The sequence below is a fragment of the Streptomyces sp. E2N166 genome (assembly GCF_003671715.1).
GTDB classification, from domain to species: domain Bacteria; phylum Actinomycetota; class Actinomycetes; order Streptomycetales; family Streptomycetaceae; genus Streptomyces; species Streptomyces thinghirensis.
The window spans coordinates 562,153-576,630 of sequence record NZ_RAIF01000031.1; the positions used below are offsets into that span (position 1 = coordinate 562,153).

Sequence of the window (14,478 nt, forward strand, 5' to 3'; positions counted from 1 at the left end):
CTTCTCTTCGCCCCGGGGGTGATCCCGCGCCCGCTGTCAGTGCTCGCCGCTAGCCTCTCTGACGTGCCCGCCCATCTCACCGATCCCGAGCAGCTCAAGGAGCTCCTCGGCATCCCCTTCACCCCGGAGCAGACGGCCTGCATCGTCGCGCCGCCCGCCCCGCAGGTGATCGTGGCCGGAGCGGGGTCGGGCAAGACGACGGTGATGGCCGCGCGGGTGGTGTGGCTGGTCGGCACCGGCCAGGTCGCCCCGGAACAGGTCCTCGGTCTCACCTTCACCAACAAGGCGGCCGGCGAACTCGCCGAACGCGTCCGCAAGGCGCTGATCAGGGCCGGCGTCACCGACCCGGACGTGATCGACCCGGACAACCCACCGGGCGAGCCGGTGATCTCGACGTACCACGCCTTCGCGGGCCGCCTCCTGACCGATCACGGCCTGCGCCTCGGTCTGGAGCCGACCTCACGCCTGCTCGCCGACGCCACCCGCTACCAACTCGCCGCGCGGGTCCTGCGCGAGGCTCCCGGCCCCTACCCGGCGCTCACCCGCTCCTTCGCCGACCTGGTCAGCGACCTCCTCGCCCTGGACGCCGAACTCTCCGAACACCTCGTACGCCCGGAGGAACTGCGCACCTGGGACGCTGGCCTCCTGGACGCCCTGGAGTCAGTCAGGCTCAGCAACGCCGATCTGCGCAAGGTTCCCGAGGCCGCCGCCACGCGCCGTGAACTGGCCGACCTGGTGATCCGCTACCGGGCCGCCAAGCGGGAACGGGATCTGCTCGACTTCGGCGACCAGATCGCCCTGTCCGCACAGCTCGCCGGGCTTCCGGAGGTGGGCCGCGTCCTGCGCGACGAGTTCCGGGTCGTGCTGCTCGACGAGTACCAGGACACGTCGGTTGCCCAGCGCATCCTCCTGGCGGGCCTGTTCGGGGGCGGCACCGGCCACCCCGTGACCGCCGTCGGCGACCCCTGCCAGGCGATCTACGGCTGGCGCGGCGCCTCCGTCGCCAACCTCGACGACTTCCCGGAGCACTTCGCGCACGCCGACGGGCGCCGCGCCACCCGCCAGGCACTCAGCGAGAACCGCCGCAGCGGCGGCCGACTCCTCGACCTCGCCAACGGCCTCGCCGAGCCCCTGCGCGCCATGCACGCGGGCGTGGAGGCTCTGCGCCCCGCCCCGGGCGCCGAACGCGACGGCATGGTCCGCTGTGCCCTGCTGCGCACGCACGCCGAGGAGATCGACTGGATCGCCGACTCCGTCGCCCACCTCGTGCGCACCGGCGGGGCGCCCGGCGAGATCGCCGTCCTGTGCCGTACGGCGACCGACTTCGCCGACATCCAGGGCGCCCTGGTGGCCCGCGACGTCCCCGTCGAGGTCGTGGGCCTCTCCGGACTGCTGCACCTGCCCGAGGTGGCCGACCTGGTCGCCGTCTGCGAAGTCCTCCAGGACCCCGGCGCCAACGCCTCCCTGGTCCGCCTGCTCACCGGCCCGCGCTGGCGTATCGGCCCGCGCGACCTCGCCCTCCTGGGCCGTCGCGCCCGGCTGCTGGTGAGCCACGAGCGCGTGGAGGGCGACGACGATCCCGACCAGCGGCTCGCCGAGGCCGTCGAAGGCGTCGACCCGTCCGAGGTGATATCGCTCGCGGACGCCCTCGACACCTTCCTGGAAACCCCGCTGGACGGTTCCGGGGACGACGACGGGCTGCCCTTCTCGCCGGACGCGCGCGTGCGGTTCGCGCGGCTGGCCACCGAACTGCGCGACCTGCGCCGAGCCCTGTCCGACCCGCTCATGGACGTACTGCATCGCGTGCTCGCCGTCACGGGGCTGGAGGTCGAGCTGTCGGCGTCCCCGCACGCCCTGGCCGCCCGCCGCCGCGAGACCCTGTCGAACTTCCTGGACGTCGCCGCGTCCTTCGCCGCGAGCGACGGCGAGGCCACCCTGCTCGCCTTCCTCGGTTTCCTGCGCACGGCCGCCCAGTACGAGAAGGGCCTCGACAACGCCCTGCCCGGCGGCGAGAACACCGTCAAGGTGCTCACCGCGCACAAGTCCAAGGGCCTGGAATGGGACGTCGTCGCCGTACCCGGCCTGGTCACCGGGACCTTCCCCAGCGGCCAGGGCCGCGAGAAGTGGACCGCCCAGGGCAAGGTGCTCCCGCACGACCTGCGTGGGGACGCCGACACCCTGCCCGAGGTCGGGTCCTGGGACTCCAGGGGCCTGAAGACCTTCCACGAGTCCATGAAGGAACACCAGTACACCGAGGAACTCCGCCTCGGCTACGTCACCTTCACCCGCCCCCGCTCCCTGCTGCTGGGCTCCGGCCACTGGTGGGGCCCGAGCCAGAAGAAACCCCGCGGCCCGTCCGACTTCCTCACGGCCCTGTACGAGCACTGCGCCGCCGGGTATGGCGAGATCGAGGTCTGGGCGGACGAACCCGCCGAGGACGAGGAGAACCCGGCTCTGCACCGGGCGAACGCCGAACAGGCCTGGCCCCTGCCGCTGGACGACGCGGCGCTCGCCCGCCGTCGGGCCGCCGCCGAGACGGTCCTCGCCCACCTGGCATCCCACGAGGAGGGCCATCCCGCGGCAGCGCACGACCCGGACACCTACGACGACCCGGACTGGCCGCCGCCCGGGGACGACGAGGTACTTCAGGAGGAGGAGGTCCTCGGCGACCACGGCCGGCCGGCGGACCCCGCCGACTGGGACTCCTGGACCACGGACCGGCCCGCCGCCCCGCCGGCCCCCACCGCGACCGCGCCGGACAGCAGCCCCACCATCCCCCACCAGGCGCCTCCTCCGGGACAGCCCGGCGCCACCGAACCGCCCCGCCCCCACTCCGAGGCACCGCGGACCGGACAGACCGGTCCCGCCCGCCTCACGCCGGAGGAGGTCCGCACCGTCGCCTCCTGGGACCGCGACCTCGACGCCCTCACCGGCGAGCTCCTGCGCGCCCGCGAAAGCGTCACCGAGGTACGTCTTCCGGCGTCGCTGACCGCCTCCCAGCTGCTCAGCCTGGCCGCCGACCCGGACGGCTTCGCGCAGGAACTGGCTCGCCCCATGCCCCGGCCGCCCCAGCCCGCCGCCCGCCGCGGCACCCGTTTCCACGCCTGGGTCGAGGCCCGCTTCGAACCGCTGACACTCCCCCTGCTGGAACCGGAGGAGCTGCCCGGCGGCGACGCGGAGATCGCCGACGAACACGACCTGGAGTTCCTCAAGGACGCCTTCGAACGCACCGAGTACGCCCGGCGCACCCCTCACCGCGTCGAGGCGCCGTTCCAGCTCTCCCTCGCCGGCCGAGTCGTACGCGGCCGCATCGACGCCGTCTACAAGGAGGGCGACGGCGAGACTGCGACGTACGAGATCGTCGACTGGAAGACGAGCCGTGCCGGCACCGCGGACCCGCTCCAGCTCGCGCTCTACCGCCTGGCCTGGGCCGAGCAGCAGCACGTACCGCTGGAGTCGGTGACGGCCGCCTTCCTGTACGTACGCACCGGCGAGGTCGTACGGCCCGACGGACTGCCGGACCGCGCCGCGCTGGAGAACCTGCTGCTGACCGACCCGGTCGGTGACGAACCGCACGATCAGGGTGTCGGTGCGGGCCGATAGGCTCGTGAGCATGAGCGAGACCCCGGACAGCGCTGTCCGTACGTACATCGAGCACCACCGCGCCGCCTTCCTCGACGACCTCGGCGAGTGGCTGCGCATACCGTCCGTGTCGGCCCAGCCCGACCACGCGACCGATGTGCGCCGCAGCGCCGACTGGCTCGCCGCCAAGCTGAAGGAGACCGGCTTCCCGACCGCCGAGGTCTGGCCGACGCCGGGCGCTCCGGCCGTCTTCGCCGAGTGGGCCTCCGGCGACCCGGAGGCACCGACCATCGTCGTCTACGGCCACCACGACGTGCAGCCCGCCGCTCGCGAGGACGGCTGGAACAGCGAGCCCTTCGAGCCCGTCATCCGCGGAAACCGCCTCTACGCGCGCGGGGCGGCCGACGACAAGGGTCAGGTGTTCTTCCACACACTCGGCGTCCGCGCCCACCTCGCCGCCACCGGCCGCACCGCCCCCGCGGTGAACCTCAAGCTGCTGATCGAGGGCGAGGAGGAGTCCGGTTCCCCGCACTTCCGCGCCCTGGTGGAGGAGCGCGCCGAGCGGCTCGTCGCCGACGCGGTGATCGTCTCCGACACCGGCATGTGGTCCGAGGACACCCCCACCGTCTGCACCGGCATGCGCGGTCTCGCCGAGTGCGAGATCCGGCTGCACGGACCCGACCAGGACATCCATTCCGGATCCTTCGGCGGCGCGGTCCCCAACCCGGCCACCGCCGTCGCCCGGCTCGTCGCCGCCCTGCACGACGAGCACGCGCGCGTGGCGATCCCGGGCTTCTACGACGGCGTGATCGAGCTCACCGACCAAGAACGTGACCTCTTCGCCGAACTGCCCTTCGACGAGCCGCAGTGGCTGCGCACGGCCAAGTCGTACGCCGCCCACGGCGAGGCCGGGCACACCACCCTGGAGCGAATCTGGGCCCGCCCCACCGCCGAGGTCAACGGCATCGGCGGCGGCTACCAGGGCCCGGGCAGCAAGACGATCATCCCGTCGTCCGCCATGGTGAAGCTCTCCTTCCGGCTGGTCGCGGGCCAGGACCCCGACCACGTGGAGAAGGCAGTCCGCGCCTGGGCCGCCGAGCAGGTGCCCGCCGGGATCCGCAGCGAGATCACCTTCAGCGGAGCCACCCGCCCGTGCCTGACGCCGCTGGACCACCCGGCGCTGCAGTCGGTGGTCCGCGCCATGGGCCGGGCGTTCGAGAAACCGGTCCGCTTCACCCGGGAGGGCGGCTCCGGACCGGCCGCCGACCTCCAGGAGGTCCTCGGGGCGCCCGTTCTCTTCCTGGGCATCTCCGTCCCGTCCGACGGCTGGCACGCCCCCGACGAGAAGGTCGAGCTGGACCTGCTCCTCAAGGGCGTGGAAACCTCCGCCCACCTGTGGAGCGACCTGGCGGAGTACTGGCGCCACGCGCCCTGAGCGCCCCGCACGGTCCGGGTCCGGACCGGCATCACGCGCGCGGCACACTGTAAAGCCCGCCCGGACCGCCGAGCCCTCCCGGACCCGGTCGCCACCCGCCCTACGACCCGCCGATCCGTCTGCCGAACCGAACCGCTCACCGGGGGAGTTGGAAGCACCCGTGACCACCTGGACCGACCACACCGCCGACCGTCCCATCTCGCTCACCGCCCCGAGCGGCGTCGACCGCGCCGCCCACCACCGCCTCGACGAGGCCTGGCTCGCGGCGGCGTGGAGCCACCCCTCGACGCGCTGCTTCGTGGTCTCCGGCGGTCAGGTCCTCATCGACGAGACGCCCGACGGGCGTACCGAAGTCGTCATGACCCCCTCCTTCGAGGCCCCGCTCACCGAGGCGCACCGCTACTTCCTGGGCACCGACGAGGACGGTGTCAGCTACTTCGCCCTCCAGAAGGACTCCCTGCCCGGCCGCATGGACCAGTCCGCGCGCGCGGCGGGCCTGCGCGAGGCCGGTCTGCTCCTGTCACCCCGCGACGCGGGCCTGATGGCCCACGCGGTCGCCCTGGAGAACTGGCAGCGACTGCACCGGTTCTGCTCCCGCTGCGGCGAGCGCACCGTCATCGCCGCCGCCGGTCACATCCGCCGCTGCCCCGCCTGCGGTGCCGAGCACTACCCGCGCACCGACCCCGCGGTGATCATGGCGGTCACGGACGGGGAGGACCGCATCCTGCTCGGCCGCCAGGTCCACTGGCCCGAGGGCCGTTTCTCCACACTCGCCGGCTTCGTGGAGCCCGGCGAGTCCATCGAGCAGTCGGTCCGCCGCGAGGTCTACGAGGAGGCAGGCATCGTCGTCGGTCCCGTCGAGTACGTCGCCAGCCAGCCCTGGCCCTTCCCGTCCAGCCTGATGCTGGGCTTCATGGCCCGCGCCACCTCCACCGACATCAACGTCGACGGCGACGAGATCCACGAGGCCCGCTGGTTCTCCCGCGACGAGCTGGGCGCCGCCTTCGAGTCGGGTGAGGTGCTCCCGCCCTACGGCATCTCGATCGCGGCCCGCCTCATCGAGATCTGGTATGGCAAGCCGCTGCCGACGCGCGGCGCTTTCTGAGGCAGGACGACGAATGACGACGTGCAGAGGGGTGGCCCTCCCCCGCCCGGGGAGGGCCACCCCTCTGCACGTCTTGAACGTTTCGCGGTACCGCCCCTTACGCGCCGACCTTCTGCTTCACCTGCGCCAGCGACGGGTTCGTCAGCGTCGAGCCGTCCGGGAAGAGCACGGTCGGCACCGTCTGGTTTCCGCCATTCGCCTTCTCCACGAACGCGGCGGACTCCGGGTCGTGCTCGATGTTGATCTCGGTGTACGCGATGCCCTCGCGGTCCATCTGGCTCTTCAGCCGACGGCAGTAGCCGCACCACGTGGTGCTGTACATCGTCACAGTGCCCGGCATGTCTATCGCGCTCCTTCGGCGGCTCGGGGATGAGGTCGCAGGAAGAGAACGTCTGCGGAGGCGCCACCATTCCCGCGACCACTCCGGATGCCGTTCCGGCGCGTGACGCCTGTCGCATTGGTACGACTATCGGTGCGTGCCTGTGGACAACCGACTCACCCGTCTCCCGCGACCTGGCAGCATGGCGGTGTGACAGCAGCAACGCACTCCACCCTCTTCCCGCAGGTACCGGACTCGGCCGACGCGGTGCTCGAAGGGCTCGACCCCGAGCAGCGCGAGGTGGCGACCGCCCTGCGTGGTCCGGTGTGCGTGCTGGCGGGCGCCGGTACCGGCAAGACCCGGGCGATCACCCACCGCATCGCCTACGGCGTACGCGCCGGGATCCTCCAGCCCTCCAGCGTGCTCGCGGTCACCTTCACCAACCGTGCCGCCGGGGAGATGCGCGGCCGACTGCGCCAGCTCGGTGCCGCGGGCGTCCAGGCCCGCACGTTCCACTCGGCGGCGCTGCGCCAGCTCCAGTACTTCTGGCCGAAAGCGATCGGCGGCTCCCTGCCCAGGCTCGTCGACCGCAAGATCCAGCTCGTCGCCGACGCGGCCGCCGCCTGCCGCATCCGCCTCGACCGGGGCGAGCTGCGCGATGCCACCGCCGAGATCGAGTGGTCCAAGGTCACCCAGACCGTCCCCGCCGACTACGCCCTCGCGGCGGCCAAGGCCGGCCGTGAGTCGCCCCGCGACCCGGCCGAGATCGCCCAGCTCTACTCCGCCTACGAGGACCTCAAGCGCGGGCGTGGCGTCATCGACTTCGAGGACGTGCTGCTGCTGACGGTGGCCGTCCTCCAGGACCGACACGACGTCGCCGAACAGGTCCGCGCCCAGTACCAGCACTTCGTGGTCGACGAGTACCAGGACGTGAGCCCTCTCCAGCAGCGCCTGCTGGAGCTGTGGCTCGGCGACCGCGACGACCTGTGCGTGGTCGGCGACGCCAGCCAGACGATCTATTCGTTCACGGGAGCAACCCCCGACCATCTGCTCGACTTCCGCGGCCGCCACCCCGGCGCCACCGTCGTCAAGCTGGTCCGCGACTACCGATCCACCCCCCAGGTGGTCCACCTCGCCAACGGGCTGCTCGCCCAGGCCCGGGGCCGCGCCGCCGACCACCGTCTGGAGCTGGTCTCCCAGCGTCCCGCGGGCGCCGAGCCCGTCTACACCGAGTACACCGACGAACCGGCGGAGGCCGAGGGCGCCGCCCGGCGCATCCGCGAGCTCATCGACTCGGGCGTTCCGCCCGCCGAGATCGCGGTCCTGTTCCGTACGAACTCCCAGTCGGAGACCTACGAGCAGGCCCTCGCCGACGCCGGGGTCCCCTACCAGCTGCGCGGCGCGGAGCGCTTCTTCGACCGCCCCGAAGTGCGCAAGGCCGGCAGCTCCCTGCGGGCCGCGGCGCGCTTCGGCGGCAACGACTCCCTTCTCGACGACGCCGTCGACCTGCCATCCCAGGTGCGTGCGGTGCTGTCCGGAGAGGGATGGACGCCGCAGCCCCCGGCCGGGTCGGGCGCCGTCCGCGAGCGCTGGGAGTCATTGGCCGCCCTCGTCAACCTCGCCCAGGACTTCGCCGCCGCGAGAGCGGGCGCCACGCTGAGCGACCTGGTGACCGAACTCGACGAGCGGGCGGGCGCCCAGCACGCTCCGACGGTGCAGGGCGTCACTCTCGCCTCCCTGCACTCCGCCAAGGGCCTCGAGTGGGACGTCGTCTTCCTGGTGGGCGTCGCCGAGGGCATGATGCCGATCACCTACGCAAAGACCGACGAGCAGATCGAGGAGGAACGCCGCCTCCTCTACGTCGGCGTCACCCGTGCGCGCGAACGCCTGCACCTGTCCTGGGCGCTCGCCCGCTCACCCGGCGGACGGCCCAGCCGCCGACCCAGCCGCTTCCTGAAGGGCCTGCGCCCCGGCTCGGGGACGGCAGGCGGGCGTGCGGCCGCGGGCGGGCCCGGCGGCGTGGAGCGTGGCTCCGGGCGCGGCGGCGCCGCGCCCGCCGTCCCGAGACGGACCCAGCGGACCCCGGCCCGCTGCCGCGTCTGCGGTCGCACGCTCACCGACGCGGGTGAGATGAAGCTGATGCGTTGCGAGGGCTGCCCGTCCGACATGGACGAGGGTGTCTACGAGCGGCTGCGCGAGTGGCGTGCGGTCCAGGCGGGGCGCAGCGGGCAGCCCGCGTTCTGCGTCTTCACCGACAAGACGCTGATGGCGATCGCCGAGTCCGTCCCGGACGACGAGCGCGAACTGGCACGCATCCCGGGAGTCGGAGCGCGCAAGCTCAACCGCTACGGGGCCGACGTCCTGGCCATCTGCGCAGGCCAGGACGGAGTGGGGCTTGACGAGGACGGCTGATACAAACTCGTCGAAAAAATAGTTTGCGCATGCCCCAGGAATCCCCATAGGTTCTTGGTCACGGGAACAGCGGCCTTCCCGGAGGCCCTGAACCCGTGTTGTACTTGCATATCCGCGGACTGGTTCGTCCCAGTCCCCCGAGACGCCGAGAGGAGGCGAGCCCAGTGATCAGCATCAACACCAGCTCCATCGTCAGCTCCACCGCCAAACTGACCGATCGCTCGGCCGTCTCCCTGTGCATGCTCGGCGTTTCCAACCCGGGCACCGGTCTGTCCGGCATTCGTGCCGTGCGTCCGGCCTCCGCCTCCGTTGCCCCCGCGGGCCTTCCCGTCCGTGAGCGCAATGAGCGACCGACCAAGGCACTGGAAGCAGCAGTAGAGGCGCAGGCGCAGGCCTATGCCTTTACCGCGACCGGTGCCGGATTCCGGAAGCAGACGACGCAGCACCACCAGATGTGGGCCTTCCGTGGGCCAGAACCCTGGAGTGATCCAGCCTGATCGGCGATCAGGCCGGCGCCTTCAGGGCCGCGGAACCCCACCCGGGATCCGCGGCCCTTCTGTTTGTCCTCGAACGGGGACGGCAGCACGAAGGAGCCTCGGGACAAGAAAAGAACCCGGTACCAAGCCGCCACCCGGCCGACCGGCCGGAACGACCAGACGAGGAAGACCACCCGTGCAACTCGAAGCGCACGCCCCGTCCGTACCGCCTTCCGAGACGATCCCCAAGCCCGTCCCCACGGAGGACTCCACCTTGACCCCGCTCACCGCGCTCACCGCGCTCGACGACGCCATCGAGAACCTCGGCGTGCCCGTCCCCTGCCGTTCCTACGACCCGGAGGTCTTCTTCGCCGAGTCGCCGGCGGACGTCGAGTACGCCAAGTCCCTGTGCCGCACCTGCCCGCTGATCGAGGCCTGCCTCGCCGGTGCCAAGGAGCGGCGTGAGCCCTGGGGCGTCTGGGGTGGCGAGCTGTTCGTGCAGGGAGTCGTCGTAGCCCGGAAGCGGCCCCGTGGCCGCCCGCGCAAGAACCCGGTCTCGGCATGAACATCGCAGGAACGATCGACCGCCCCCTCACGTACGACCCCAAGAAGCAGGCCCCGATGAAGCCGTCCACCAACGACATCGCAGGCTCCGCGCCTGAAGACTTCACCACCAGTGACGCGAAGGACTCGCGTCAGAACAGGACCCGTGAAATGCAACTCATCCCAGAAGCCCTGGCTCGTGCGCATATGCACGACCGCCTGCTTGAGGCGGAGCGGGAACGCCGGGCCCTGCGCCTGGCGACCGCTCGCCGGATGCAGCGCCGGGCCGAGCGCGCCTCGCGGCGTGCCCGTCGGGCGCTCGCCATGGCGGTCATGCAGTAACCGAGCACACCCGAAGAGGTAGCCTCCCGGCCCGGGAGGCGACGCTCTCCCCGTGGGGGCAGGTCCGTTCGAACGGACCTGCCCCCACGGGGCGTTCAGCCCCGGCGGCTCATGCCTCCGCCGCCGTTCCCTCCGCCTCGTACTTGCCCTCCGCCTCGTACGCGCCGTCCCCCTGCTCGCCTTCCTCCTGGGGGACGAACCCCGCCAGCCACTCCTCCAGCTCCTCGCGCAGCCGCACCGTCGCTCCCAGCTGGCACAGCACGCCGATGGTGCTCAAGGTCACGCGGTGAATCAGCAGGTAGGCCGGCGGCAGGTTGAGCTGCTTGGCCAGCTGGTAGGCGGGGGAGCGGGGGTCGCCGATGCGGGCCGCCTGGCTCCGCATCCAGCCACGGGTGAAGGTGAATTCGTCGACCCGGGCCGGTTCGATGATCGGCAGTAGGTAGTCGAGGACGGCGTCGGGGTCGAGCTCTATCGACTCCTTGACGAAACCCTCCGCGCAGAGCATCTCGTAGACGGCGTCCGCCTCGCCGTCCAGCGTCATCCGCAGGGCCGCCCCGATGGGCTCGGGCAGGCCGCCCGGGAGGCGGTCGACCGTGCCGAAGTCCAGGACGCCCAGGCGCCAGTCGTCCTCGCCGTCCGGCCCGCCGGGCAGCAGACGGAAGTTGCCGGGGTGCGGGTCGGCGTGCAGAAGGCCGGTGCGCGCCGGGCCCGAGAAGAGGAAGTGGGCCAGGAGCTGGCCGGCCCGGTCGCGCTGCTGCGGTGTGCCGTCCGAGATGATCTCCGACAGCGGGATGCCGTCGATCCACTCGGTGACCAGCACCTGGTCACACTGGTGGACGACGTCCGGCACCACGATGTCCGGGTCGTCCGCGAACTCCTCGGCGTGAGCCCGCTGCGCCTGCGCCTCCAGGTCGTAGTCCAGTTCCTCGGAGACCCGATCCTTCAGCTCCGTGATCAGCGGCTTGATGTCCATGCCGGGGACCAGCGGGCCGAGCAGGCGGGCGAAGCGGCTGAGCTGGTTCAAGTCGGACAGCAGGGCCTCGCCGGCGCCCGGGTACTGCACCTTGACCGCCACCTCGCGGCCGTCGTGCCACACCGCCCGGTGCACCTGGCCGATCGAGGCGGCCGCGGCGGGCTTGTCCTCGAACTCGAGGAACAGGTCGTGCCAGTCCTCGCCGAGCCGCTCCGCGAGCACGGAGTGCACCGTACGCGTCGGCATCGGCGGTGCGGCCTCCTGCAACTTGGTCAGTGCCGCCCGATAGGGGCCGGCGACCTCCTCGGGCAGTGCCGACTCGAAGACGGACAGGGCCTGCCCGAACTTCATCGCCCCGCCCTTGAGCTCGCCCAGCACCTTGAACAGCTGCTCGGCGGTGCGCTGCTGCAGCTGCTGGCCGACGATCTCCGCGGACTCGCCCACGATTCGCTTGCCGAGCCCCCAGGTCGCCCGCCCGGCGAAGCCGAGCGGGAGCGCGGCGAGCTTGGCGGTCCTGGTGACCGCCTTGCGCGGAAGATCAGACATGCGCCCTCCAAGTCCCAGCCGGCCGCGGCGGTTCTGCCTCATGGCGTGCTTCCGCCGACGGCCCTTGCCCAGCCATTGTCTCGCGCCGCTCCCCATCCCCGGGTGTGTGTTCCTGCTTACCTTTTCCTGCGGCTCCGCACGGGCACGCGGGATGCGCCTCGACCGGCCGCGTGTGCCACCGCAGACCGGGTAGCGAGATCTCCCAGCGCGCACCGGCGCTCGAAGGCGTCCGGCCGTCCAGGAACGCGAGCGCGTGGGCCGCCGCGAGCCCGGCGACGGTCGTGGCGAGGGTGAGGTCGCAGGCTCGTACCTGGCGCTGTCGACCCGAGCGCCACTGCGCCACCAGGCGGGGCCAGGCCGGGTCCCGGTCGGTGCGGTCCGCGTGGAGACAGCCCGCACACCCCGTCTCGCCGGGAAGGACGAGGGGGCCGACGACGCCGGTTCCCTCCACGACGCCGGCGTACAGGTGGGGCGTACCGGAGGTCATGAGGGATTCCGCGGCGGCAGGGTCGGGTGTGTGCACCGCGACGTCGTCGCGTGGCGCGACGATCACCAGGGAGAAGCCCGGGGTGCTCCCCTCGGGCGGCGTCGTGGGACCGCGGCGCGGTGGCCGGCCGGGGGCGGCCCGGCGGACCACGCGGCGGGCCGTCTCGTCGCGGCGGTCGCCTACGGACTCGGCGGGCAGCCCGCCCGGGGCGACGTCCCACGGCTCGACGCGTCCGCCGTCGAGCACGTCGATCTCGCCGACGCCCGCTCCCGACAACAGACCGGCGAGCACCGCGCCCACCCGCCCCGCACCTCTCACGCGAACCCGCAGCGCGCGCCGGGCGGCCAGGTGTCTCATGGCATCCCCCGGTTCGGAGGTGGTCAGGGAGAGTGAGGCGAGGTCGGGCCGGAGCCGGTCGAGGACCTCCTTCTTTCCCCGCAGGGCGTCGGCGTCCGGCCCGCCGCCCCGCGAGTCGTCGAGGAGTCCGGCCCGGGCCAGCCCTTCCACCACCCGGTCGACGTGTCCGTCCGGCAGGTCCATGCGTCGCCCCTCCTCGCGCAGGAGCGTCGGCCCGCGGGTGCCGTTGAGCAGCTCAAGGAAGCTTCCCGTCGCCGTGTCCACCGGGCCGAGCGTCAGCGCGTGCGCCGGCGTCATCCCGAACTGCACGGTGTTCAGATCGCGCCAGCCGCGCCTGAGCGCGGGCTTCACCATCGGATGCATGCCAGGTCCCCCGTAGGTCTTCGACGGTCTTCCCCGTGTGTCCGGCGGTGGTCGGTCGCGTACCGCTTCCGCGGACGGTCGCGGATCCGCCGGCGAGTGCCAGCATGCCCGGATGGGCGGCGGGGCGTCGAAAGTTGTCCACAGGCGGTGGGTATTCGTCGTACAAATCAGTCGTCCACCTCAAGGAGGGTGGCGGATCGGCACCGAACCATCGCGGAGCCGGGACTTCCCCGTGTGCAGCGGGTAACGTCGTGGCGTGTCCGCCGACCCACTGCACCGCGCCGGGGCACCCCAGCGCACACCGACGAATCCGCCGCCGAACGGCTCGGGGGCGAACGCGATCGAGGTCCGCAGAAGCACCCGGCGACGCCGGACGGTCTCCGCGTACCGCGAGGGCGACCGCACCGTCGTGCTGATCCCCGCCCGGATGTCCGAAGCGGAGGAGCAACGTTGGGTAAGCGTCATGCTGGACAAGCTGGCCGCCCAGGAGAGCAAGCGGGTCCTCGGCGACGCGGAGCTGGCCGAGCGCGCGGAGCGCCTGTCGGGTCAGTACTTCGACGGCCGGGCCCGGCCCACCTCGGTCCGCTGGGTCACCAACCAGAACACGCGCTGGGGCTCGTGCACCCCGTCCGAGGGAAGCATCCGGCTGTCGCACCGTCTCCAGGGCATGCCCGAATACGTCGTCGACTACGTCCTTCTGCACGAACTGGCGCACCTGCTCGTCCCCGGGCACGGGCCACGGTTCTGGCGGCTGCTGGAGGCGTATCCGAGGACCGAGCGCGCCCGTGGCTACCTCGAGGGCGTGGCCGCCGCCGACCGGCTGCCCCACGTACCCGGCGCTCGCAGCGAATAGCGTGCGCCCTTGAGAGTGCCCAGGCGGGGCGTTCGACACGGCCGCGCACGGGTTCTGTACCGGCTCGGTACCGACTTCCTCCCGTGTCCGGGATTGCCGTTAGCCTGGCGCGACGCACTCGCATTCGGATGGGGGACGGTCGTAACGCATGGCCAGGGAATTCCAACGCGGCCACAAGGCCAGGATCAGTGACCTCACCGCGGGCACGGATCTGTACGTAGGCGTGCAGATCTCCGGCCCCGGACTGAGCTTCGACATCAGCTGCTTCGGTCTCGACGCCGACGAGCGGCTGTCGGACGACCGGTACTTCGTATTCTTCAATCAACCGAAGACCCCCGAGGAGTCCATCCAGCTCCTGGGTGCGCAGGCGGGTGACACGGAGTCCTTCCGGGTCACTCTCGACAGGATCCCGCCGCAGGTGCAGAAGCTGTCCTTCACGGCGACGATCGACGGTGCCGGACAGATGTCGCAGGTCGGCCCCGGCTACATCCGGATCGTCGCGGGCGGCGAGGAGGTGGCCCGTTATCCGTTCAGCGGCTCGGAGTTCTCCACCGAGCGCGCGGTGATGCTGGGCGACTTCTATCTGAAGGACGTGTGGCGTTTCGCCGCCGTCGGCCAGGGTTTCGACGGCGGGCTGGACGCACTGCTGAGGAACTTCGGCGGCGAGGTCGCCGAGGAGGAGGCG

The 14,478-nt window shown here is 71.9% G+C and carries 12 protein-coding genes; 9 read left to right on the top strand and 3 right to left on the bottom strand.

All coding sequences use genetic code 11. The annotated features are described in order from the left end of the window. Window positions 1-63 precede the first annotated feature (63 nt). From EBH09_RS24585 to nudC, 3 genes are all read left to right on the top strand, one after another. Window positions 64-3,603: an ATP-dependent DNA helicase gene (locus tag EBH09_RS24585; protein ID WP_121749103.1), complete on the top strand. Its 3,540-nt coding sequence runs from the start codon at window positions 64-66 to the stop codon at window positions 3,601-3,603. Window positions 3,604-3,613: 10 nt separating this feature from the next. Next, a complete protein-coding gene (locus EBH09_RS24590; protein ID WP_121749531.1) occupies window positions 3,614-5,017 on the top strand; it encodes a dipeptidase in 1,404 nt (467 codons plus the stop codon). Between the two features lie 160 nt (window positions 5,018-5,177). Further along, window positions 5,178-6,122 carry an NAD(+) diphosphatase gene (gene nudC, locus EBH09_RS24595; protein ID WP_121749104.1) on the top strand — a complete coding sequence of 315 codons (945 nt, stop codon included), beginning with the start codon at window positions 5,178-5,180 and terminating at the stop codon, window positions 6,120-6,122. A 97-nt stretch (window positions 6,123-6,219) separates the two neighbouring features. On the opposite strand, the gene EBH09_RS24600 is transcribed toward nudC, so the two are convergent. Next, entirely contained in the window at window positions 6,220-6,462 is a 243-nt protein-coding gene (locus EBH09_RS24600) for a mycoredoxin (RefSeq protein ID WP_121749105.1), read from the bottom strand. Between the two features lie 87 nt (window positions 6,463-6,549). Between EBH09_RS24600 and EBH09_RS24605 the strand changes: the two genes are divergently transcribed. From EBH09_RS24605 to EBH09_RS24620, 4 genes are all read left to right on the top strand, one after another. Then, complete coding sequence (locus tag EBH09_RS24605) at window positions 6,550-8,853, top strand: ATP-dependent DNA helicase UvrD2 (protein ID WP_121749106.1); 2,304 nt, start codon at window positions 6,550-6,552, stop codon at window positions 8,851-8,853. A gap of 164 nt (window positions 8,854-9,017) precedes the next feature. Then, window positions 9,018-9,350: a hypothetical protein gene (locus EBH09_RS24610; protein ID WP_193776504.1), complete on the top strand. Its 333-nt coding sequence runs from the start codon at window positions 9,018-9,020 to the stop codon at window positions 9,348-9,350. A 175-nt stretch (window positions 9,351-9,525) separates the two neighbouring features. Next, window positions 9,526-9,894 carry a WhiB family transcriptional regulator gene (locus EBH09_RS24615; RefSeq protein ID WP_121749108.1) on the top strand — a complete coding sequence of 123 codons (369 nt, stop codon included), beginning with the start codon at window positions 9,526-9,528 and terminating at the stop codon, window positions 9,892-9,894. Then, the gene (locus EBH09_RS24620) at window positions 9,891-10,214 is read left to right on the top strand and encodes a hypothetical protein (protein ID WP_121749109.1); all 324 of its coding nucleotides are present in this window, start codon (window positions 9,891-9,893) and stop codon (window positions 10,212-10,214) included. The genes EBH09_RS24615 and EBH09_RS24620 overlap by 4 nt, the downstream gene beginning before the upstream one ends. A 109-nt stretch (window positions 10,215-10,323) precedes the next feature. On the opposite strand, the gene EBH09_RS24625 is transcribed toward EBH09_RS24620, so the two are convergent. Then, window positions 10,324-11,733, bottom strand: a complete 1,410-nt coding sequence (locus tag EBH09_RS24625) for an AarF/ABC1/UbiB kinase family protein (protein WP_121749110.1) — start codon at window positions 11,731-11,733, stop codon at window positions 10,324-10,326. After that, a complete protein-coding gene (locus tag EBH09_RS24630; protein WP_121749111.1) occupies window positions 11,726-12,940 on the bottom strand; it encodes a TOMM precursor leader peptide-binding protein in 1,215 nt (404 codons plus the stop codon). Before EBH09_RS24630 ends, EBH09_RS24625 begins: the two co-directional genes overlap by 8 nt. 256 nt (window positions 12,941-13,196) lie before the next feature. Here EBH09_RS24630 and EBH09_RS24635 point away from each other — a divergent pair, with 256 nt between their 5' ends. Next, complete coding sequence (locus EBH09_RS24635; protein ID WP_121749112.1) at window positions 13,197-13,793, top strand: M48 family metallopeptidase; 597 nt, start codon at window positions 13,197-13,199, stop codon at window positions 13,791-13,793. A 148-nt stretch (window positions 13,794-13,941) separates the two neighbouring features. Beyond that, window positions 13,942-14,478: TerD family protein (locus EBH09_RS24640; protein ID WP_193776505.1), on the top strand; the 537-nt coding region annotated here is incomplete at its 3' end.